The organism is Dactylosporangium sp. NPDC006015, assembly GCF_040614215.1.
Lineage (GTDB): Bacteria > Actinomycetota > Actinomycetes > Mycobacteriales > Micromonosporaceae > Dactylosporangium > Dactylosporangium maewongense.
On the sequence record NZ_JBEXUD010000017.1, the window covers coordinates 104,231 to 125,249 of the forward strand.

At 72.5% G+C, this 21,019-nt stretch carries 13 protein-coding genes; 6 read left to right on the forward strand and 7 right to left on the reverse strand.

All coding sequences use genetic code 11. The features are described 5' to 3' along the window. The first annotated feature begins 6 nt into the window (after window positions 1-6). The 5 genes from ABZ321_RS28725 to ABZ321_RS28745 all read left to right on the forward strand — a co-directional run bounded on the left by ABZ321_RS28725 (window position 7) and on the right by ABZ321_RS28745 (window position 8,442). Window positions 7-2,958 carry a family 16 glycoside hydrolase gene (locus ABZ321_RS28725; RefSeq protein WP_354896822.1) on the forward strand — a complete coding sequence of 984 codons (2,952 nt, stop codon included), beginning with the start codon at window positions 7-9 and terminating at the stop codon, window positions 2,956-2,958. Window positions 2,959-3,136: 178 nt separating this feature from the next. Beyond that, complete coding sequence (locus ABZ321_RS28730; RefSeq protein ID WP_354896825.1) at window positions 3,137-4,471, forward strand: ricin-type beta-trefoil lectin domain protein; 1,335 nt, start codon at window positions 3,137-3,139, stop codon at window positions 4,469-4,471. Between the two features lie 294 nt (window positions 4,472-4,765). Further along, the gene (locus ABZ321_RS28735) at window positions 4,766-4,972 is read left to right on the forward strand and encodes a hypothetical protein (protein ID WP_344510133.1); all 207 of its coding nucleotides are present in this window, start codon (window positions 4,766-4,768) and stop codon (window positions 4,970-4,972) included. Between the two features lie 242 nt (window positions 4,973-5,214). After that, the gene (locus tag ABZ321_RS28740; RefSeq protein ID WP_354896828.1) at window positions 5,215-5,499 is read left to right on the forward strand and encodes a hypothetical protein; all 285 of its coding nucleotides are present in this window, start codon (window positions 5,215-5,217) and stop codon (window positions 5,497-5,499) included. 330 nt (window positions 5,500-5,829) lie between these two features. Beyond that, window positions 5,830-8,442, forward strand: a complete 2,613-nt coding sequence (locus ABZ321_RS28745; protein WP_354896831.1) for a LuxR C-terminal-related transcriptional regulator — start codon at window positions 5,830-5,832, stop codon at window positions 8,440-8,442. A 26-nt stretch (window positions 8,443-8,468) separates the two neighbouring features. Here ABZ321_RS28745 and ABZ321_RS28750 read toward each other — a convergent pair whose 3' ends face one another. Then, window positions 8,469-9,737: a discoidin domain-containing protein gene (locus tag ABZ321_RS28750; RefSeq protein ID WP_354896834.1), complete on the reverse strand. Its 1,269-nt coding sequence runs from the start codon at window positions 9,735-9,737 to the stop codon at window positions 8,469-8,471. Between the two features lie 209 nt (window positions 9,738-9,946). On the opposite strand from ABZ321_RS28750, the gene ABZ321_RS28755 reads away from it, so the two are divergent. Beyond that, window positions 9,947-12,529 (forward strand): LuxR C-terminal-related transcriptional regulator, encoded by a 2,583-nt coding sequence (locus ABZ321_RS28755; protein ID WP_354896837.1) that lies wholly within the window; start codon window positions 9,947-9,949, stop codon window positions 12,527-12,529. Window positions 12,530-12,551: 22 nt separating this feature from the next. On the opposite strand, the gene ABZ321_RS28760 is transcribed toward ABZ321_RS28755, so the two are convergent. The 6 genes from ABZ321_RS28760 to ABZ321_RS28785 form a co-directional block, all read right to left on the reverse strand. Next, complete coding sequence (locus ABZ321_RS28760) at window positions 12,552-13,766, reverse strand: heparin lyase I family protein (RefSeq protein ID WP_354896840.1); 1,215 nt, start codon at window positions 13,764-13,766, stop codon at window positions 12,552-12,554. A gap of 48 nt (window positions 13,767-13,814) precedes the next feature. Next, complete coding sequence (locus tag ABZ321_RS28765; RefSeq protein ID WP_354896842.1) at window positions 13,815-15,134, reverse strand: discoidin domain-containing protein; 1,320 nt, start codon at window positions 15,132-15,134, stop codon at window positions 13,815-13,817. 122 nt (window positions 15,135-15,256) lie between these two features. Next, window positions 15,257-17,383, reverse strand: coding sequence for a transglutaminaseTgpA domain-containing protein (locus ABZ321_RS28770; RefSeq protein ID WP_354896845.1), 2,127 nt, complete (start codon window positions 17,381-17,383; stop codon window positions 15,257-15,259). 23 nt (window positions 17,384-17,406) lie between these two features. After that, complete coding sequence (locus ABZ321_RS28775) at window positions 17,407-18,525, reverse strand: DUF58 domain-containing protein (RefSeq protein WP_354896848.1); 1,119 nt, start codon at window positions 18,523-18,525, stop codon at window positions 17,407-17,409. Then, a complete protein-coding gene (locus ABZ321_RS28780; protein WP_354896851.1) occupies window positions 18,522-19,499 on the reverse strand; it encodes a MoxR family ATPase in 978 nt (325 codons plus the stop codon). Before ABZ321_RS28780 ends, ABZ321_RS28775 begins: the two co-directional genes overlap by 4 nt. Before the next feature lie 12 nt (window positions 19,500-19,511). Then, window positions 19,512-21,002, reverse strand: coding sequence for a protein kinase (locus tag ABZ321_RS28785; RefSeq protein WP_354896853.1), 1,491 nt, complete (start codon window positions 21,000-21,002; stop codon window positions 19,512-19,514). Window positions 21,003-21,019 lie beyond the last annotated feature (17 nt).

Below are 21,019 nucleotides of genomic sequence, written 5' to 3' on the forward strand. Positions count from 1 at the left end.
AGTGTGATGCTGTCGCTGGTGGCTGTGCCGGCATACGCCGCGATCCCACCGCAGGATCCCGGAGTCACGTTGCGCACCTACAACATCGGGTCTGATCTACCCGGACTCTGCACGCTCAAGCCAGGACAGACCCCCAACTTCGACAAGCTGATGCCGGTGATCAACTGGTCGACCCAGGCCGACTTCGGCATCGCCGACAGGTTCCACACCCAGGTCATCGCGAACATCAATATTCCAACAGCCGGTTCGTACACGTTCCGGCTCACCAGCGATGATGGCTCCCGCCTACGCATCGACAAGAGCACCGTCGTCGACAACGACGACGTGAACAGCACGTTCACGACGGTCATCAGCCACGACGGCCTGCACGGCGCGTCGCCGAAAGATGGCACCATCGACCTGTCCGCCGGCTACCACAAGCTGCGCATCGAACATTTCGACAACACCGGTGGTCAGACGCTCAAGCTGGAGTGGCAGCCACCGGGCGCCACACAGTTTGCGCTCGTGCCGACCACAGCGCTGAGCACCGAATCCGGAGTCACCCGGGTGACCGCACCTGGCACCAAGGAATGCGTCCAGGGGATGGACACCCCGGGCGACGGGCTGCCACTGAACGCGGTGCACCCCAACTACACGCTGACCAGTCTGCGTCCCAGCGGGTTCGAGCCGAAAGTCACCGGGATGGACTGGCTGCCCGACAACAGGCTGGCCATCACCACGTGGGGCGGCGACTACGGCACCACTACGCCGCTCGGCGAGGTCTACCTGCTGGGCAACGTCACCGGCACCACCTCCGCCCAGCAGGTGACCGTGAAGAAGATCGCCACAGGGTTGCAGGACCCCATGGGAATCAAATATGTGGACGGCAAGCTCTATGTCTCGGAGCGGTCCCGGCTGGTCGAGCTCAACGATGCCGACGGCGATGACGTCATCGACAGCAAGCGCACGGTGGCGACCTGGCCGTTCGGCGGGACTTACCACGAGTTCGCGTTCGGCCTGCTGTACAAGGACGGATACTTCTATCTCAACCTGTCGGTGCAGATCACTCCTGGCGGGCGCACCACCAAACCGCAGCTCGCCGCCAACCGCGGCACCGCTATCAAAGTCAACAAAGCGACCGGGCAGGTCGAATACACGGCAAGTGGACTGCGTACTCCGAACGGCATGGGCTGGGGCCCCGAAGGCGGCATCTTCGTCACCGACAACCAGGGCGACTGGCTGTCGGCCAACAAGCTGGTGCAGCTGAAACCCGGCCGGTTCTTCAACCACTACAACGATCCGGCAGGTCCCTTCGACACCAACGCGGTCACGCAGCCGGTCCTGTGGCTGCCGCACAACGAGATCGCGAACTCGCCGAGCACACCGATCACGCTCACCCAAGGCCTGTTCGCCGGGCAGATGCTGTTTGGTGATGTCACCTATGGCGGGATCCAACGCGGGTATCTGGAGAAGGTCAACGGCGAATATCAGGGCGCGGTCTTCCGGTTCGCCCAGGGACTTGAGGCCGGCATCAGCCGGCTCACCCTCGGGCCCGACGGCGCGATCTACGCGGGCGGCATCGGCGACGAACGCGCCAGCAGCAACTGGCGTCAGCAGGGCAAGCTCCGCTTCGGTCTGCAGAAGCTGACCCCTACCAGCAGCAACGCCTTCGACATCCTGGCGATGCGGGCGGTGGCCGGCGGCTTCGAACTTGAATACACCCAGCCTCTGTCGGCTGCAACGCTGAGCTCGCTGACGTCGCGGTACGCCGTCCAGCAATGGCGGTACACGCCGACCTCCAGCTATGGCGGGCCGAAGGTCGATCTGGAAACGCTGAGCGTCAGCTCGGCCGTCCCTTCGGCCGACGGCAAGAAGGTCACGTTGAGGATCAACGGCCTGGAGGCCGGGCGGGTGGTCCACGTGCAGTCGCCACGGCCGTTCAGTTCGGCTTCAGGGCAGACCCTGTGGAGCACGGAGGCCTGGTACACACTCAATGCGCTGCCCGGTAGCACCTACGAGGCTGAGCAGGCGGCGCTCAGCGGCGCGACCGTGTCGACCGAGCATGCCGGGTACAGCGGGACCGGTTACGCGGACTTCGCAACGACGGCCAACACCGGCGGGTACACCGAATGGACCGTCAACGTGCCGAGCGCGGGAAGCTATTCGCTGGCATTCCGTTACGCCAACGGCGGGACCGCCGACCGCCCGCTGGCCGTCGCGGTCAACGGCGCGACTGTCAGCCCAGCGTTTTCGTTCCCGCCGACAAACGCGTGGAGCACCTGGCGAACCGTATCGCTGTCCACGACGCTACCGGCCGGGCCGAGCAAGATCCGGGTGACGACGACGGGTGCCAACGGCGCCAACCTCGACAACGTCGCCGTCGCTGCGGTACCGCGCATCGCATTGTTCGACGGCGCCGGCCTGGCGGCATGGGAGACCACTGACGGCAACCCTGCGACCTGGCCGGTAGCGGGCGGATCGATGGAATCGCTCGGCGGGAACATCCGTACCAGAGCGAAATTCGGCGACTTCAAGCTGCACGGCGAGTGGCTGGAACCCACCTACCCGCCGGAGGTCACCGGACAGGCTCGCGGCAACAGCGGGTTCTACCTCCAGGAGCGATACGAGATTCAGGTCCTTGACTCCTACGGTGACACCACGTTGGCCAACAACGAGGCCGGAGCCATCTACCTCAAGCGTGCCCCCGACCGGAACATGGCCACCGCGCCCAACACGTGGCAGACGTACGACATCACGTTCCGTGCGGCCCGGTTCAGCCCGACGGGCACGAAACTCGAAGACGCCAGAGTCACCGTGGTGTGGAACGGCGTCGTCGTGCACAACAACGTCGCCATCAACGGCCCCACCGGAAACGGGCAGCCTGAAGGGTCAACGCCCGGCTCGATCGCCCTGCAGGACCACGGCGACCCGGGCGCGAACCCCCGCTTCCGCAACATCTGGATCGAACCGCTGAGCTGACAGGCACGCTGGTGTCGCCGCCGGCTTCCGTGCGGCGACACCAGTTTGTCGCGTCTTGCACAAATTCCGTTACTGGAGCATGACAGGTTGTTGACAACAAGGTTTCCAGTCAATCACGATGCTGAGAGCGCTCTCACGCCGCCACGTGAGGCCCCTGCTCGAGAAGGGCACAATCGCCGTGGAGACCGAACAGGAACGCACACCCCGCATCCCCCGCCGCCTCATGATCCTCCTCACCGCGGCCGTCACCGCGCTCGTCGGCAGCGTGGTCGTCCTGCAGCAGCCCGCACAAGCCGCGTGGAACCTCGTGTGGTCCGACGAGTTCAACGGGTCCGGCGCGCCCAGCAGCGCCAACTGGAACTACAACGTCGGCAACGGCCTCAACCCCGGGCTCAACACGTTCGACGGCTGGGGCAACGGCGAGTGGGAGTGGTATCGCCCCGAGAACTGCACGCAGTCCGGCGGCAACCTCGTGATGCGCGCCAACTGGCTCACGACGCCCATGGTGGTCAACGGCCGCAACTGGTACCAGACGTCGTGCCGCATGACGACGGACACGAAGCGGTCCTTCCAGTACGGCCGCATCGAGGCCCGCATGGCGCTCCCGACCGCCACCGGCTCGTGGCCGGCGTTCTGGATGCTCGGTGACGCGTGCGACGAGTCGTCCACGAGCGCCTACAACCCCGCGCAGACCTACTACGACCGCCTGCCCACCAACTGGGCCAGCTGCGGCGAGGTCGACATCATGGAACACGCGAACGCGAACGCGACCGTCACGAACAACATCTTCTGGGATCTGCGCACCGGCGTGTTCCCGTGGACAGCGGGCCAGAACGCCAACTACGTCGCCAACCCCGCCGTCAACAACGCCGCAGCCTTCCACGTCTACGCGATCGAATGGACGGCCGCGCAGATCCGCTGGTACGTCGACGGTACGCAGACGCACGTGATCGACACGACACCGGCGACCCTGGAAGAGTTCCGCAAGCCGTTCCACGTCATCTTCAACCTGGCGCTGGGCGGCACGTACCCCGGACAGAACCCCGTGCAGGGCCAGTTCCCGCTCACCGCATCGATCGACTACGTGCGCTACTACCAGGACGGCGGCACGACACCGGGCGGAACCGCGACGCAGATCAACGGACCGGGCGGCAAGTGCGTGGACGTGGCCGGCAACGACACCGGCGGCAACGGCGCGGCCGTGCAGCTGTGGACGTGCCAGGGGTCCGCTGTTTCGAAGGACCAGCAGTGGAGCTGGAACGGCCAGACCCTGCGGACGTTGGGCCGGTGCCTCGACGTCGACGGCGCGGGCACGGCCAACGGCACGAAGGTGCAGCTCTGGGACTGCAACGGCAGCGGCGCACAGAACTGGGTCCAGGAAGGCAACCGGTTGCGCAACCCGAACTCCAACAAGTGCCTGGACTCCCCGTCAGGCTCGACAGCGGACGGCGCGCGACTGCAGATCTGGGACTGCAACGGATCGGCCGCACAGTACTTCGTGAAGGCCGCGTGACGGCCGGCCGAGGGGCACGCTGACGGTCAGGGCGCGGGAGCGGACAGGCTCCCGCGCCCCTTCCGCGCGCGACGGCCAGCAGCGCTGCCGTGCACAGCGTCACCGTGGGCGCGGCATCACGATCCCGCTGTCGCCGTCGAGTGTGCCGTGCGCCGCATGGTCGACGGCGCCGTCCGCGACCTGCTGGGTGGATGAGTGAGCAACGCCGCATCCGTGTGTCGGAGACCTGATCTACGGAATTGACAACGCCGTGCATCATTCCGAGGACAGCGCCGACCACGGATGGAAACCGCCATGACCCGCACCCGCAAAGCCATCATCGCCGCCTTCGCGGCCCTGCTGCTCACGCCGGCCCTCACCGCCTGCAACCTCGTCTCGGGCGGCACCTGCGACACGATCACCATGAGCATCGCCGGCAAACCAGGCGGGAAGAGCGGTGGCAGCAGCAAGAGCAAGTCGAAGAGCGGATCGAAGTCGAAAAGCGGACACGACTGCGACTGAGGGCAATTCCCCACGGCGGCTTCAAGCATTCCCGGTGGCCCGATCGATGACCTGGACGCCTGCAAGCCGATGCTCGCCGACGAACGTATCGAGGGAATCCTGGACACCGTGGCCCAGCACTACCAGCCGGACGCTCATCCGACGGTGTACCTGTCGTGGACGCGCCAGAGCCGGGTGGGACGGGCCTCTACAGTGCGCTCATGCGTACGAGTCGTCGCTGTGTCAAGTGTCAGTGTGCGCGCGTGTGGCACATCGACCCGGTCATGCTTCCCGAACCCGACAACCGCAACGTCGTCGACGTCCTGCCGGCCGTCACCCGGTGGGCTTCCGGATCGGCGGACGGCGGGAGCACGGACAAGCGCATCGAGGCCGGGCGCTTCGAGGTGTGGATCTGCGCGGCGTGCGGGTACACCGAGTGGTACTCGCTCCAGGTCAACGAGATGCTCGCCTGGCTCACCCACAATCCTCGCTCGGGCGTGCACTACTACGACGCCGACGCGCCGGCCCGGCCCGCCACGTCCGGCTGACCCCTGCGTCGGCAAGCGCATCGGCACTGTGTTGTGGTGCCGGCGCCCACGGGGAGCGGTTCTACGACTGGGCGGTGGTACCGATCCGGCCGCTGCGCCGACCCCGACTGCGGACATCGGCTGCTGGCGCGGCGCAGCATCGCCAATCCGAGCAAGGTCGCCTACTACGTGCGTCTCGGTCCCGCATGAGTATCCATTGCTCAGCGCGAATCCGTCCTTGAGGTTGCGCGGGCCGGTTCCTGCGGCGAGCATGGGTGCGCGGCGACATTCTGGCACCGCACCGATGGTGTCGCACACCGCGCGTCGCCGCCGACATGCGTGGGAGCCACCGTGACTGCGACGACGCTTGCCACCACGGCGGTGCACTGGCCGCTCGTGGGCCGATCGACCGAGGTACAGCACCTGTCCGCGCTGCTCGGCGCCACCGACGAGGCGGGCGTCCTGCTCATCGGTGAGGCCGGCGTCGGCAAGTCCCGGCTGGCGCAGGAGGTTGCGCAGCGGTGTACGGACGGTGGCATGCTGGTGTCGACCCTGTCCGGCTGGGAGGCGGCCGACGGGTTGCCGCTCACCGCGGCCGCCCCGCTGCTGCCCGCCGCGGGCGGCGACGGGCTGGCCCGCGCGTACGCCGCGGCCACCCGGGCGCTGCGGCAGCGGGCCGCGGACCGGCCGGTGCTGCTGCACATCGACGACGCCCAGCACCTCGACGCCGCGTCGACCGCCCTCGTGCAGCACCTGGCCGGCGCCGTGCCCGCCAAGCTGCTCGTGACGGCCCGGCCCGAGGCGATGGACGCCCCGGCGCTGCGTGCGCTACGGGCTCGGCCGACGCTGCAGCGGGTCTCGATCGGCCCGCTGCGACCGGCGGCCGTCGACGCGCTGATCCGCGCCGCGCTCGGCGGCCCGGTCGACCGGCTCACCCTCGGCCGCCTCGCCGGCATCACCGGCGGAAACCCGCTGTTCCTGCGCCATCTCGTCGACGCCGGGCTCGCCGCGGGGCAGCTGCGCCCGGTCGACGGGCTGTGGCGCTGGCACGGCACGATCTGCTCCCACCAGGGCCTGCGCGACCTCGTCGCCGACGTCCTGCGCCGCCTCGACACGCAGGAGCGCGCCGCGCTGCGGTACGTGGCGCACGGCGAGCCGATGTGCGCCGACGCGCTGGAGACGCTGGCACCGCTGCCGGTCCTGGAAGCGCTGGAGCGGCGGCAGCTGATCCGGGTCGACCGCTCCGCCCACGGGCTGCTGGTGCGCTGCGGCCACCCGCTGTACGGCGAGCTGATGCGGGCCACCGCCACGGCCCGGGAGCGCCGGGAGGTCTACCGGCGGCTGGCCGACGCGGTCGACGCGGCCGGCATGCCCGGCCCCGGCGCGCACCTGCGGTCCGTGCTGTGGCGCCTGGCGGCCAAGGAGCGGGTGCCCGTGCCGCACATCCTGCGCGCCGCCCGTGACGCCCTGGACCGCGGCGACGCGGTCCGGGCCGAGTCCCTCGCGCGCAGCGCTGGAGCGGCCGGGGTGGAGGTGCTGGCCGGTGCGCTCGTCGCTCAGGACAAGGCGGTCGCGGCCGAGGCTCTGCTCGACGCGGAGCACGAGCACCTGCCGGCGGCCGATCGCGCCGGCGTGGCGGCGCTGCGCGCCCTCAACCTGTTCTGGGGCCTGCGCCGGCCGGAGCTGGCCGCGGCGGTCGTCGCCCGGGCCCGCCGGACCCTGCCCGCGGAGCAGCGCGACGACCCGCGGCTCGGCGTGGCCGCCCTGGCGCTGTCCGTGTTCGGTGCCGGCCACGGCGACGGGACCCTGCTCGACGGCGTCACCGGCAGCGTCGTCGGCGGCGCCGCGTCGGCGATCCGCGCGTACGCCGCGGTCTTCGCCGGCGCCCCGGCCCGGGTCGTCGCCGGGTTCCGGGACGGCGACCTGGCGGCGCCCCGAGCGTGGGCGTCGATGCGCGGCGCGGCCGCCGCCTGTCACGTCCACGCGCTCGCCATGGCCGGCGAGCTGTCCGCCGCACTGTCCACCGGGCGCGCGTACCACCGGGCGGCGCTGACCCGTGGCGCCGCGTCGGAGGTGGCGATGCTCTCGCTGGAGCTGGGGGTCTGCGAGGTGTGGGCCGGACGGCCGGCGCGTGCGCTGCCGTACCTGCGGGAGGCCCGGGCCCTCGTCGACGAGCACACCCCGTTCCCCATCCAGACGTACGTGTTCAGCGAGTACGCCGCCTGCCAGGCCGCGCTCGGCCGCGGCGCGGCGGCCGCCGCGGCGGTGCGGCACATGCGCGCGCGATTACCGTCTGGTTCGGTGCTCACCGGGCACCTCGACATGGCGGAGGCGCGGAGCCGGGCCCACGCCGGTGACGCCACCGGCGGCGCCCGGCTCGCCGCCGCGCTCGGCGAGCGGTACCTCGCCCTGAACCGGCTCACCAGCGCCGCCGACAGCCTGTACCTGGCCGGTCGGTTGCGGCCGTGTGCCTCGGTGGCCGCGGCGTTGCGGCTGGCCGCGGACCGCGCCGACAGCCCGCTGTTCGTGCTCTTCGCCGACCACGTCGAGGCGCTGGTGCAAAGCGACGCGGACCGGCTCGCCGCCGCCTGCGAAGGCCTGGCCGGGCTGGGCTACGCGGCGGTCGCGCTGGAGGCCGCGGCATCCGGCGTCCGGCTGGAGGGGACGGTGCGCGACAGCAGGTTCCGGCCGTTGCTCGCGACACTGGGGGAGCGGTGCGAGGGGTTCGTGCCGCAGTGGGCGGAGGGTGTCGCCCGGCCGGCCGCGCTGACGGGCCGGGAACGCCAGATCGCCGACCTGGCCGCCACCGGCCTGCCCAACGAGGCCATCGCCCAGCAGCTGCGGCTGTCGGTGCGGACCGTCGGCAACCACCTCTACCGCGTGTACCGCAAGCTCGGCGTAACCGGCCGTGACAGCCTCGCCCGGGTGCTGGCCGCGCCCGCGTCCCGGACGGCCATCGGATGACCACCGGCCGGGACGGGGCACGGTCCTTACGCGCTGAGTGCGGTGACTTCGGTGATGCTTGCCCAGCCGTTGCCTTCGGCGTTGTTCCACCAGGCGTACTTCACGTAGCGGGCTTGGCGGGCGGGGAACCCGGTGACTTCGGGTTGGAGTGTGGTGCCGCTGCTGCGGCCTTCCCAGGCCTTCACGTAGGTCACGTTGTCGACCGATGTGTAGATGGTGTAGTCGTTCCAGCGCAGGTTCCCGCGGTGCCACGCGACGCCGGCGCCGCAGATGGTGCGTTGGGTGCCGAGGTCGACGGTGAGGTAGGCGCCGAAGCCGTAGCCGGACCAGCGGGTGGTCAGGTTGCCGTCGACGGCGTTCTGCGGTGGGTTGACGGCCTCGTAGGTGTTGGCCGACACTCCGGCCACCGGCTGCGCACGGTTGCACGTGGCCCGAGGGTCGATCTCCCGGACGCTGAGGCGGGTCACGTCGACGTCGGAGGCGAGATCCCACCGGAGCGTCGCGATCGGCCCGCCCCAGCGCACCACCTCGTCGCGGGTGCCACCGCAGCGGTTGTCCTCGTCGATCGCCCAGCCGCCCTGGTCGTCGTAGGATGCGACCGCGGTCCAGGTGTTGGTGTTGGAACGGTCCAGGTATGTCTCCATCCGCACCCCGCTGGGGGTGTTGAACATGACGGCCTTGAAGCCGACGAGCTTGCCCTGCACCGATGCTCCGGAATGCTGCCAGGAGCCGCTCGCGTAGCCGTCACCGCCGTCGTGGAACAGCTCCTTCTGCCACCGCGTGGCGCCGTCGCGGTAACGCAGGTTCGCCTTGTACGCCGTACCCCAGCAGGTCTCCGGGGTGGCGCCGTTTCCGGTGTGCCGGGCGCCGCGGGCGTACCAGGTGAACTCCTCGTCGGTGTTGGAGGTCTTGTTGAGCCGGACGTAGCCGGTGAGCTCCACGTCGCGCCAGTCGGACGCGTCGTGCTGGTACCCCACCCTGCGCAGCGTCGGCTGCGACCACACCAGGTCGTCCTCGTCGTCGTGGTCGTAGGTGGCGCTCAACACGCCCAGTCTGGTGTCCGCCTCGGTCACCTTGAAGGTGCCGTCCGGGTTGCGCTTGAGCGCCGGCCCGTCGAGCTGATCGTCGGCGGCCGGGTTGTTGTCGAGTCGCCACTCCTGCCCGCCGGTCTTCGTCGGGTACATCATGGCGACGCCGTCGACGTCGTTGCCGATCGGAGTCGCGGCCGCGGCTGCCGCGGGCCCGGCCGCCGCCGCGGTGAGCACGGTCGTGGCGGCCAGCGCCAGGACGGTCATCCCGAGCAGCGCCCGGCGCCCGGGTGTGGGTGCGTGGTCGGGTCCGGGTCTGGATCGGGGTGCGGTTGTGGGCATGGGTACGGCCTCCGTTCCGGTGGGCTACACGACGCGACACCTGCGCACCGTGCCTTCACCGTCGTCCCGGCGGCGGGTGCCGGTCATGAGCGATCCGTACTCAATCGCCGTGCCGCACTGCCTGGGAGACTCCGATGACCACGGGGCCCGGGGTGTCCGCGGCCGTGGAGCGCTGGCCGCTCGTCGGCCGCGCGGACATCGCCCGGCGCGCCGTCGAACTGCTGCGGCGGTCCTCCGCCGTGGTGGTCACCGGCGAGGCGGGGCTGGGCAAGTCGCGGCTGGCCCGGGTGGTCCTCGACCGTTGCGGTACGGGCGGCGCGCTTGTCGCCCGTACCGCCGCCACCGCCTCCCCGGTCGCCCCGCCGGCCGTTGCGGCACTGCTCACGGACGCGGGCGCCGGCTCCTCCCTGGCCGAGGCACCGTCGGTCGCCGCCGCGGCGCGGGCGCTGCGTGCGCTCGCCGGGGGGCGCCCGACGGTGCTCGGCGTCGACGACGCGGACCGCCTGACCCCGGCGGACGCCGCGCTCGTGCACGAACTGGCGGAGCGGACCGGCGCGGGCCTGCTGCTCACGGCGCGCCCCGACGCCGGTGCCAGCCCGCCCTGGTGGCAGCGGCGACCGGTCGTGGAGCTGCCGCTGCGGCCGCTGCCGCTGCGGGCCTCGGCGGCCCTGCTCACCGGCGCGCTGGGCGGCCCGGTCGACGGGATGACGGTCCGCGGCCTGTGGCGGGCGGCGCGGGGCAACCCGCTCGTGCTGCGCCGGCTGGTCGGTGTCGGGCTCACCTGCGGCCGGCTCGTCGCCGTCCGGGACGTGTGGTCCTGGCGCGGTGCGGTCGGCGATCCCCGTCGCTGGCTCGACCTGACGGCGGTGGACGCGGAGCCGTTGCCGGACGGCGGCTCTGAGGTGCTGGAGTACCTGGCGGTGGCGGGGCCGCTGCCCGAGGCGGTCCTGCGCGCGGTGGTCGCCGGTCCCGCCCTCGACGCTCTCGTCAGCGCCGGGCGGGTCGTGCGGACGACCGGCGCCGCGGGCACGGTACTGCGCCCGGCGCACCCGCTGCAGGTGGAGGGCGTCCTGCCGTCCGTCGGGTCGCTGCGCCGTCGCCGGCTCTTCCGCGACCTGGTGCGGGCCGCCGACCCGGCGGACGGCGATCGGCCGAGAGGACCGCTGCAGGTGTGGTGGCGGCTGGAGGCGGCCGAGCCCGTCCCGCCGGCCACACTGCTGGCCGCGGCCGGGGACGCGCTCGGCACCGGGCGTCCGGCGCTCGCTGCCCGGCTGGCTCGGCACGTGCCCGGCCGCGACGGCGCCCTGCTGCACGCCGAGGCGCTGGTGGCGCTGGGCCGGGCCGGTGAGGCCGAGCGGATCCTGTGCCAGCTGTGCCTCGACCGGCCCGACGATCCGCGCGCCGCGGCCACCCGCGTGCTGAACCTCTTCTGGGGACTGTCGCGCACCGACGAGGCGGCGGCCGAGGTCGAGCGGGCCCGGCAGCATGTGCCACGTCCCGACGGCTCGGTGGAGCTCACGATCGCCGCACAGGCCGTCGCGCTCTTCACCGGCGGGGCCGGGGCGCCGGTCGACGCGCGGGGCGGCGGGCCGCTGATCCGGGACGTCGCCGAGGCGCTGGGGACCTACCTGTTGACCTTCCGCGGGCGACCGGGACAGGTGTGTGTCGAGCGCGACCCGGAACCGGCGCCGGCGGTCTGGACGGCGGTACGCATGTCGACCCGGGCCTGCCAGGCGTATGCGCTGGTCCTGACCGGCCGGCTCCGCGAGGGGCTCGCGCTGGCCCGGCGGCACTACGCGGGGGCGCTGCGGCGGTCCTGCGTCGAGGAGGCCACGGTAGCCGCGCACGCCGTCGGCGTCGCCGAGTGGTGGTCTGGCCGGCCGGCGCGGGCACTGCCGGCGCTGCGCGAGGCGTACGCGCTGGCGGACGAGCGGACGCCGTTCCCGGTACGGGTGTTCATCGCCGGGCAGTACGCGGTGTGCCTGGCCGCGCTCGGCGAGGCGGACCGGGCCGGGCGGATCCTCGCCGCGATCGACGACCGGGTGGCCCCGGGCAGCACGCTGTGCGACCGGGTCGAGCTGGACCGGGTGCTCGTCCTCGCCTACGGCGGCCGGCATGCCCACGCCGCCGACCGCGCCGACCGGCTGGCCGAGCGGTACCTCGCCGCGGGCCGGCTCACGACCGGCGTCGAGTGCGCGTACCTGCACGTCCGGCTGGCACCCGCCCGGTCCGCGGCGGCCGTCCGGCGGCTGCGGGACGCCGCTGCCCGCTGCGACAGTCCGCTGTTCGACCTGTTCGCCGAGCACGCCGAGGCGTTGCTGCGCGGCCGGGCGGCGCCGCTGCTGCGGGTGGCGGACCGGTTCGACGCGCTCGGGTATCACGGCTTCGCCCTCGAGGCCGCCGCCGCGGCCGCCCACGGCCCGGCCGCGCCGGCGGCGAATCGGGCGCGGCAGCGGGCGGCCGAGCGCTGCGCCGGCCACGCGCCGCCGTGGTTGCCGTCCCCCACCGCCTCCGCCCGGCTGACCGCCCGGGAGCGGGAGGTGTGCGAGCTCGCCGCCGCGGGGCTGCGCAACGGCGAGATCGCGCAGCGGCTCGGCATCTCGGTGCGTACCGTGGGCAACCTGCTGCAGCTGTCCTACACGAAGCTGGCGATCGGCAGTCGCCGGCACCTCGCCGAGCGGCTCGCGCTCGCCCCGCTGGCCGCCGGCGGCGGGTGAGGCCCGCCGCCGGCCCGCCGCGTCACTGACTGAGCGCGGTCGCCTCGGTGATGCTGGCCCAGCCGTTGCCCTCGGCGTTGTTCCACCACGCGTACTTCACGTAGCGGGCCTGCCGGGCCGGGAACGTGGTGACCTCGGGCTGCAACGTCTTGCCGCTGCTGCGGCCCTCCCACGCCTTCACGTAGGTCACGTTGTCGACCGACGTGTAGATCGTGTAGTCGTTCCACCGCACGTCACCACGATGCCACGCCACCCCGGCACCACAGATGCTCCGCTGAGCACCCAGATCGACCGTCAGGAACGCCCCGAAACCGGAACCCGACCAGCGCGTCGTCAGGTTGCCGTCGACCGCGTTCTGCGGCGGGTTGATGGCCTCATAGGTGCTGGCCGACACCCCCGCCACCGGCTGCGCGCGGTTGCAGGGGCCGCCGCCGGAGCGGGCCGGGTCGACGTCGGGGAACGTGGCGCGCTGGTCGCCGATGCGCAGCGCGTCGTAGTACATGGTCCGCTGCGTGGTGTCCGACGGGTTCGTGCTGCCGGGTTTCCAGTCCCACTTGTAGATGCCGAACTTGAAGTACGGCGAGCCCTGCGAGTCGGCGTGCGTGCGGCCCTGGAAGCCAAACTTGTACACGCCGTTGCGCCACACCTCCAGCAGTCCGCCTCCGTCGGTGCGCCAGACGACGTGGAACACCCAGTCGGTCCAGGTGCCCGTGCTGTAGGCGTCGAGGTCCACTTTCTGCGAGCGCAGCGGCATGTCGAGCATCCACCGGCCCTTCTCGGTCATCAGCGCCAGCGGCGGGGAGCCGCCCGTGCACCCCGCGTCGCACTGGTGCCACTGGCTGACGATCTCCGGCGACCGGTCGTACACCCACGAGGTGGGCAGGTAGATGCTGAACCCGTACCACCGCTCGACGTTGGCCGGCTGGCTGTCGGGCTGGGTCAGCTCGGAGCGCTTGCCGTTGGAGACGATCGCGTCGTCCTTCTTGAGGTCGAACTTGGCGGCGTATCCGCCGTCACGCTTCACGTCGCTGACGATCTGGATCGAATCGGTGCGGGCGGCCTGCTTGATCCAGCCGGGCGGGGGCACAGTGCGGTCGGCCGGATCCTCGAAGTTGAGCGTCTCGAAGACGCCGGCCGGGTCGGCCTGGGCCGGGGCCGCGGGCGACACCAGCGCCAGTCCGGCCGCGGCCAGACCGCACGCCAGCAGCGCCCGCAGCGGCCGCCATCGTGATGTCATCGGGGGTACCTCCTCTGTGGGTGTTCGCTGTCGAAGGTGTCGGGCGGCTCAGTGGCAGGCGACCGGGCCACCCTGATCGCGCGTGGCGCCGTCGATGTCGACGAACCGCCACGTGTAGTCGTTCGTGCCGAGGTCGAGGCGCAGGACGCCGTGGGTGCCGGCGATGCGCCGCTCGCTGTTGGCGACGGTGGTGCCGAACGGGCGCAGGCCCGCGCCGCCGGTGCCGACGACGAACTCGCGGATGCCGGCCGGGGACGCGACGCCGTCGGGGCGCTGCGGCGCGAACCGCTCGTAGTCGTGGTCGTGGCCGTTGAGGACCAGGTCGGCGCCGGCGGCGTACAGCGCGTCCCAGAACGGCTTCACGTTGGGGAAGTTGCCGTGGCCGCTGCCGGAGCTGAACTTCGGCCGGTGCCAGTAGGCGGCGATGCAGGGCTTGGTGGTCGCGGCCAGGTCGGCCCGCAGCCAGGCCAGCTGGGCACCGCCCTCGTTGCGGTCGTACTCCGAGTTGAGCGACACGATGTGCCAGTTGCCGAGGTCGAAGCTGTACCAGCTGGCTCCCTGGGGCTTCGCCGCCGGGCCGAAGTAGCGGAAGTAGCCGTCGGCGCCGGTCACCTCGTATTCGTGGTTGCCGGGCGTGGGGTGGAACCGTCCCTTCAACGGCCCCCACGTCTTGTCGAAGTACCGCAGGAAGTCCTCGTAGGTGTCGTTGCCGTTCTGCTGGTCGCCCAGCCCGAGGATGCGCGCCGGGTTGATCTGCCCGGTCAGCGCCGCCGTACGGGCGGTCGGGCAGTCGGCGGTCACGCACGTCTGCGAGATGTCACCGACCGCCACGACGGTCTGCGTGCCGCCCGTGGCGTCGACACCGAGGACTGCGGCCTCGCTGATGCTGGCCCACAGGTTCTGCTCGGCGTTCTGCCAGAAGGCGATCCGGACGAATCGCGCCTCGTGCGGGGTGAACGCGTAGGTCTCCATCGCCCGCGTGGTGCCGGTGCTGCGGCCCGCGTTGACGTTGCGGTACGTCGTGCCGTCCGCGGACGTGTAGACGGTGTAGTCGTTCCAGCGCTCGTCACCGCGGAACCACGCCACCTGCACCGCGCACAGGGTGGCCCGGGCGGGCAGTTCGAGCTGGAGGTAGGCGCCGAAGCCGTAGCCGGACCAGCGGGTGTCCAGATTCCCGTCGACGGCCTGAGCGGGTGGGTTGACATCCTCGTACGTGCTGGCGCTGACCACCGACGGCGTCTGCCGTGTGCCACAGCCGGTCACGGCGGATGCGGCGAGCGGGTCGGCCGGTGGCCGGGCGTGTACGGGGGCCGCGGCCGCGAGCACCACGACGATCGTGAACAGGACGAACAGGGGTCGACGGAGCATGGTCCCTCCTGCGCGGCGGATTCGACCGCCCCGCGACACCTCGCGGGCGAGCGGTCACCGACAGGAACAGAATCGAGGTGCTCCGATCCGGACGCATGAGTAGATGACACTCAAACCTTCAGCTACTGACGCCTCTCGCGGCCCTTGGTGAGCCTCGGTAGCAGCTGACGCCACCAGGGGGTCGCCTTCGCCAGTTCGCCGCGCACCACCCCGTTGAGCGTCCACGCGTGATCAGCGTCGCCGGCGGTCGGTTGCGCGGCCGCGTACCCGGCGGCGTCGGCGAGCCGGGCCAGTCTGCGGGTCGGCTCGCCGACGGCGGGGAAGCGCTCCGCCGCCGCGGCGGCGACCTGCCCGGATGTCGTGGACGGTGGCCAGGCGAGGCCGGCGTCGGCGTACCGGTCGAGGGCGTCCAGCCAGGCGCCGTAGATGCGCCGGCGCGGGTCGGGCGCGGTCCGTCTGCGCCGTCTGACGAGGCCCCGCGAAACGGGGCGGGCGGCGAGCAGCATGACGGCGACGCCGGCAGCCAGTCCGGCAATGATCCACTGTGGACCGTTGCCGGCCGCTGGTCCGCCGGTTGCCGAGGAGTCCACTGTGGAGTCGCCGGAGGGTGCGGTCAGGGGTGCCGGGGTCGTGGTGGGTGCGGGCTCGACGGGTTCGTCCTGCTCGGCCGGCTGCGGCTCCGGCGCACGCTGCCGCGAGCCCGGCGTCGGGTAGAACCCGACCCATCCGGCGCCGGCGAAACGGACCTCGGCCCAGGCGTCGACGTCCCGTTCGGTGATCTTGCCGGGTGTCGACGGGCGGAAGCCGACGACGACCCGGGCGTCGTAGCCGAGGGCCCGGGCCATCAGCGCGTACGCCGACGCGTACTGTTCGGCGGTGCCTGAGTGGCTGGTCAGCAGCCGGTCGATCTGGAACAGGCCGTGGCCGGTCGGTGGCCGGTTGGACGAGCTCACGGAGAAGCCGCCGTCGAACGCAAGCTGGTCGGCGAGCTGGCGCAGCGCCGGGTATCCACCGTTCGCGCCGGCCAGCCGGGTCGCGTGACCGACGAGTGTCGCGGGCGGCCGTTCTCCGGTGTACGCGGCGGGTGTGTCACCGGCGAGCGCGGCCGGGTCGGGCTCGGTCACCAAGCTACGGACCGTGTACTGCCGCGGAACCGGGCGGCCGGCCGGCATGACCACGTCACCGGTCTGCGTGTCGACGCCGAGTCCGGTTTCGGAAACCTGGACCGGTCGGCCGGTCGCGACGAGCCAGCCGAACGTGCCGGGGTCCTCGACGTGCACCTCGTCCTCGACGGTGACGCCGTCCCGGTTGGGGGCCGGCAGGCGGGTCCCGGCACGGCGGTACGTGGCGGCGCTCGTCCAGTACGTCCCGTCGAACCGGTCCAGCGTCGCGAACCGCAGTCGCGTCGAGGGCTGCGCCGACCGGACGGTGAGCCGCAACGTCAGCTTGCCGGACCTGAGGGCGGGGTACTGGGCGAGCGGGCTGGTCCCCTCCCGTGGCTGGACGGTCTGGTCGGCGAGGAGCCGCAGGTCGACCGGTTCCGGGTCACCGGCGAGGGTCAGCAGCGGAGTGGCGAGCAGCCCGCCGGCGGCACCGATGGCGGCGAGGGCCAGCAGGGCGACCGGTGGCAGCAGCCGGAATCCGGCGGAGGCCGCCGAGACCGGTCGGCGTTCGCGGGCGGTCATCGCGAGCAGCCCGACGGTGACGGTGACGAACGCCGGCGCAAGCCAGGTGGCCGGACGGCCGGGGACGGCGAGCAGGACGGCGATGCCGGTGCCCAGGACCGGGGCGATCAGCGACCACCCGGCGGCGGTGCGGCGCAGCGCCGGTTCGACCGTGCCGATCGCGACGAGTCCGGCGAACAGCGTGCAGGCCGCGAGCTCGGCGCCCTCGGGGTCCAGCGGCGGGATGCTGGTCAGCAGCCGGAACGGGCCGGCGGCGAACTCCGCCGGGGACAGCCCGAAGATCAGCAGCACGTACCCGGCGAGCGCGGCGAGCGCGATCGTCAGCCTGGTGACCGGCGGGACGCGCCGGGCCTCGCCGGACGCGGCCGTCACGAGCAGACACGCCAGCGGCGCGAGCGCGACGGCGCCGAGCATCGGCAGCGCGTACGCCGGTTCGGTCAGCGCCTCGACGCCGGTCCGCCCGAATGCGGGCGCCAGTGCGACGACCGGGGCGAACGCGAGCAGTCCGGCCAGTCCGGCGCGCGGCAGCGCCGCGCCGGGTTTCCTCGCGGCGGGGCCTGTCACGGCCGGTCGGGTCGCCGTTTCGGTCACCGTCCACCGCCGAGCCGGGTGTACGCCTGCGCGGCCACCTCGGCGGTCGGCGCGGAGATGATCGAGACCCCGGAGCGCAGCGACGTCCCGGTCGAGTCGCCGATCTGCACGAGCACGATGCGGGCGTACCGTCGCCGCTGCGCACCCAGGAGCGGGACGAGCCCGCCCGGTTCACCACTGACGACGACGATCGTCCCGCCGCCGGGCGTGCCGCGGACCATCGCGAGCAGTCCGGTTTCGTCGCCGCCGTCCTGGACGGCCGCGGCGAGCCGGTCGAGCGCGGTGACCGGCGGCGGGTCCGTCGGCGTGCTGCACAGCAGCGTGACCGGGTGGCCGCCGCGGCCGGCGGCCGACACCACCGACGCGGCGAAGGCAACCGCCTCCTCGAACCGCTCCGGTGACAGCACCGCCGCGCGGGTGTCCAGCAGGACCGTGGTGGACGGTTCGGTGGTGTCGACGCGGTCCTGCACGACGAGGTCACCGACGCGGGCCGTGGTCCTCCAGTGGATCTGCCGGAAGTCGTCGCCGGCGCGGTACTCCCGCAGCGACGCGAACGCGGTCGAGCCGTGCTGCGCGCGGTCGATCATCTCACCCTCGAAGTCGACGGCGACGCCGATCGGCAGTGCCTTGAGCGGGTGGATCTTCGGGTGCACCCAGATCCACAGTGCGGGGGCGAGCGGCTCGCCGTGGCGGACCAGCCCGAGCGGGTCGCGGCGTTCCAGCCGGACCGGTCCGAGCGCGATGACGCCGCGGCGGCGGGTGCTGATCTCGTACGAGTCGGCGAACCGCGCGCCGGGTGCCAGCGGCGGGACCGTGATCCGCTGCGGTTCGCCGTCGAAGGAGTCGAGGACCTCGAAGACGCCGGTGGGCAGCCGGCCGGCGTTGACGACCGTGACGTCGGCGCGTACCGCGTCGCCGACGGTCAGTCGGGTCCGGGTGGCGGCACGGGTCACGTCGAGGCGGGCCGGTAGGAGTACCAGGGCGACCGCGCCGAGCAGCAGGGTGAGCCCGGCGACGCCGATCCCGACGAGCGCCGGCAGGCCGGCGGTCAGGCCCGCCGCGGCCAGCACGCCGCCGCCGAGCCCGACGACCAGGCCCGTGCTGGTGGGTCTCATCGGCGTCCGGCCACCTCCGGCACCGGCACCGGCACCGTTTCGAGGACGTCGCGGAGGATGTCGGCGGGGTGGACGCCCTCGATCTCGGCCTGCGGGCGGACCAGGAGCCGATGGGCGAGCGCGGCGACCGCGACGGCCCGGACGTCGTCGGGGACGACGTAGCCGCGTCCGTCGGTCGCGGCCCAGGACTGCGCGGCGCGCAGCAGCGCGAGGCTGCCGCGGGGACTGACGCCGAGCTGCAGCCGCGGGTCGGCGCGGGTCGCGGCGGCGATGCGGGCCACGTAGTCGGCGATCTGCTCGGCGACGTGCACCTGCTGGACGTACTCGAGCATCCAGCGGATCTGCTCGACGGTGGTGACGGGGGTGAGCCGCGCGGCGGTCCCGGTGCGGGAGCGGCCGAGCAGCAGGTCCCGCTCGTCGTCGACGTCCGGGTAGCCGATGCTGATCCGCAGCAGGAACCGGTCGAGCTGCGCCTCCGGGAGCCGGTAGGTGCCTTCGAGGTCGACCGGGTTCTGGGTGGCGACGACCAGGAACGGCACGGGCACCGGGTAGCTGCGCCCGTCGACGGTGACCTGCCGCTCCTCCATCACCTCCAGCAGCGCCGACTGCGTCTTCGGCGACGCGCGGTTGATCTCGTCGGCGAGGACCAGATGGGCGAAGGTCGGGCCGGGCCGGAAGGAGAACTCGCCGCTGTGCTGGTCGTAGACGGTGCTGCCGGTGATGTCTGAGGGCAGCAGGTCGGGGGTGAACTGGATGCGGTGCCAGTCGGCGTCGATCGACGCGGCGATCGACTTGGCGAGGGTCGTCTTGCCGACGCCCGGCACGTCCTCGACGAGGAGATGCCCGCCGGCGAAGAAGCAGGTCAGCGCGAGACGGATGGCGTCGGGTTTGCCGGTGAGCGCGCCTGAGACGTTGCCATGGACGGCGGTGTACTGCTCGGCGAAGTAGCCGGCCGGGTCGCTTGCCTGGGACATCGGGGCACTCCTTCACTTACCGCCGGTGGCGGCCAGGCACGGGGCTGGTGGTCCGGGCGGCGGCGGCACGTCGGTCATGACGAGCGCCCAGATCTGGTAGCAGTACTCGGTCCGGGGGTCGAGCCCGCGCACCAGGTACGGCGACGGCTGGTCCTTGGGCGCGTCGCCGATCTTCTCGCGGTCCCGGAAGATCACGTACGAGACGAAGCCGGGGATGGTGGAGGCGTCGCGGAAGTCCAGCCGGACGACGCCCGCCTGGGGTGACGTGGCGGTCACCGGCACCGGGTAGAGCTGGCTCTTCGGACCGGCGGCGCTGCTGGTCCCGGCCGTCGCGGGGGTGCCGGTGCTGTCGGGCCGGCCGGTCCAGAGGCCGACGGCGGCCGCCGCGACCAGCAGCGTCAGCAGGCCGAGGATCGGCGCCAGCAGGCGCCGCCGGGCCGGTTCGGGCGCGGGCGCGTCCGGCACCGGCAGGGTCGCCCCGGCGGTGGGTTGCAGATCGTCGTGGACGACCGACGGGGACCGCGGGCCGGTCGGCGTGGGCTCCCCCACAGGCGGTGCGCCGGTGTCCGGCGCGGCGTCCCGGAAGGCGACGCCGGCTGGCCGGGCCGGGGTCGGCGGCGGCGCGTCCGGCGGCAACGTCCCGGTGTGCCCTTGCAGGTCGGCGAACCGCTCGGCGAGGGCGGCCGCCTCGGGCCGGTCGGCGGGCCGCTTGGCCAGGCAGGCCTGGATCACCGACCACACCGGGTCGGCGAGCCCGTCGGGGCGGGCCGCTTCCTCCTCCAGGTGCGCCCGCAGCAACGCCATCGGGTGGTCGCCGGCGAACGGCCGGTGGCCGGCCAGCAGCTCGTACGCGGTGACGCCGAGGGCGTACACGTCGACGGCCGGGCTCGCGGGCCGGCCCATCGCCAGCTCGGGCGCCAGGTACGCGGGGGTGCCGACGACCATGGACTGCTGGGTCAGGTCCTCGCCGCCGGCGACCTTCGCGATGCCGAAGTCGGTGAGCCGGGCCCACGGCTCGCCGCCGCGCCAGGTGATCAGCACGTTCTCCGGCTTCACGTCGCGGTGCACGATGCCGGCGGCGTGGACCGTGGCCAGTGCCGCGGCGACCTGGGCGAGCACGGTCACCGCCCGGTCGGTCGTGAAACCGCGCTTCGTCGCGCCGCGCAGGTCGAGCCCGTCGACGAGCTCCATCACGATCGCGAGGGTGTCGCCTTCGACGACGAGGTCCAGCACCCGGACGAGGTTCGGGTGGACGACGGCCCGCAGCGCGTTGCGTTCCCGCAGGAACCGGGCGACCGCCTCGGGGTCCGCCGCGTACTCCTCCCGGAGCACCTTGATCGCCACCGGCTGGCTGTCCGCGCGGCGGATCCCGCGCCAGACCCGGCCGTTGGCGCCCTGGCCGATCACGCTGTCACGGAGGTATCCGCTGCCCAGCGGCGACCCGGCCGGGGTGTAGGGCGTCGTCGGTGGCAGCGTCGGCTGAGCCGCCGGATCGTCGGTCATGATCTCCACAGTGGGGG

Coding starts and splice junctions, on each gene's coding strand:
- ABZ321_RS28750 (WP_354896834.1), bottom strand. CDS start 9,737: ATGACCGTCCTGGCGCTGGCCGCCACGACCGTGCTCACCGCGGCGGCG.
- ABZ321_RS28765 (WP_354896842.1), bottom strand. CDS start 15,134: ATGCTCCGTCGACCCCTGTTCGTCCTGTTCACGATCGTCGTGGTGCTC.
- ABZ321_RS28755 (WP_354896837.1), top strand. CDS start 9,947: ATGACCACGGGGCCCGGGGTGTCCGCGGCCGTGGAGCGCTGGCCGCTC.
- ABZ321_RS28760 (WP_354896840.1), bottom strand. CDS start 13,766: ATGACATCACGATGGCGGCCGCTGCGGGCGCTGCTGGCGTGCGGTCTG.
- ABZ321_RS28775 (WP_354896848.1), bottom strand. CDS start 18,525: ATGAGACCCACCAGCACGGGCCTGGTCGTCGGGCTCGGCGGCGGCGTG.
- ABZ321_RS28735 (WP_344510133.1), top strand. CDS start 4,766: ATGACCCGCACCCGCAAAGCCATCATCGCCGCCTTCGCGGCCCTGCTG.
- ABZ321_RS28725 (WP_354896822.1), top strand. CDS start 7: ATGCTGTCGCTGGTGGCTGTGCCGGCATACGCCGCGATCCCACCGCAG.
- ABZ321_RS28785 (WP_354896853.1), bottom strand. CDS start 21,002: ATGACCGACGATCCGGCGGCTCAGCCGACGCTGCCACCGACGACGCCC.
- ABZ321_RS28780 (WP_354896851.1), bottom strand. CDS start 19,499: ATGTCCCAGGCAAGCGACCCGGCCGGCTACTTCGCCGAGCAGTACACC.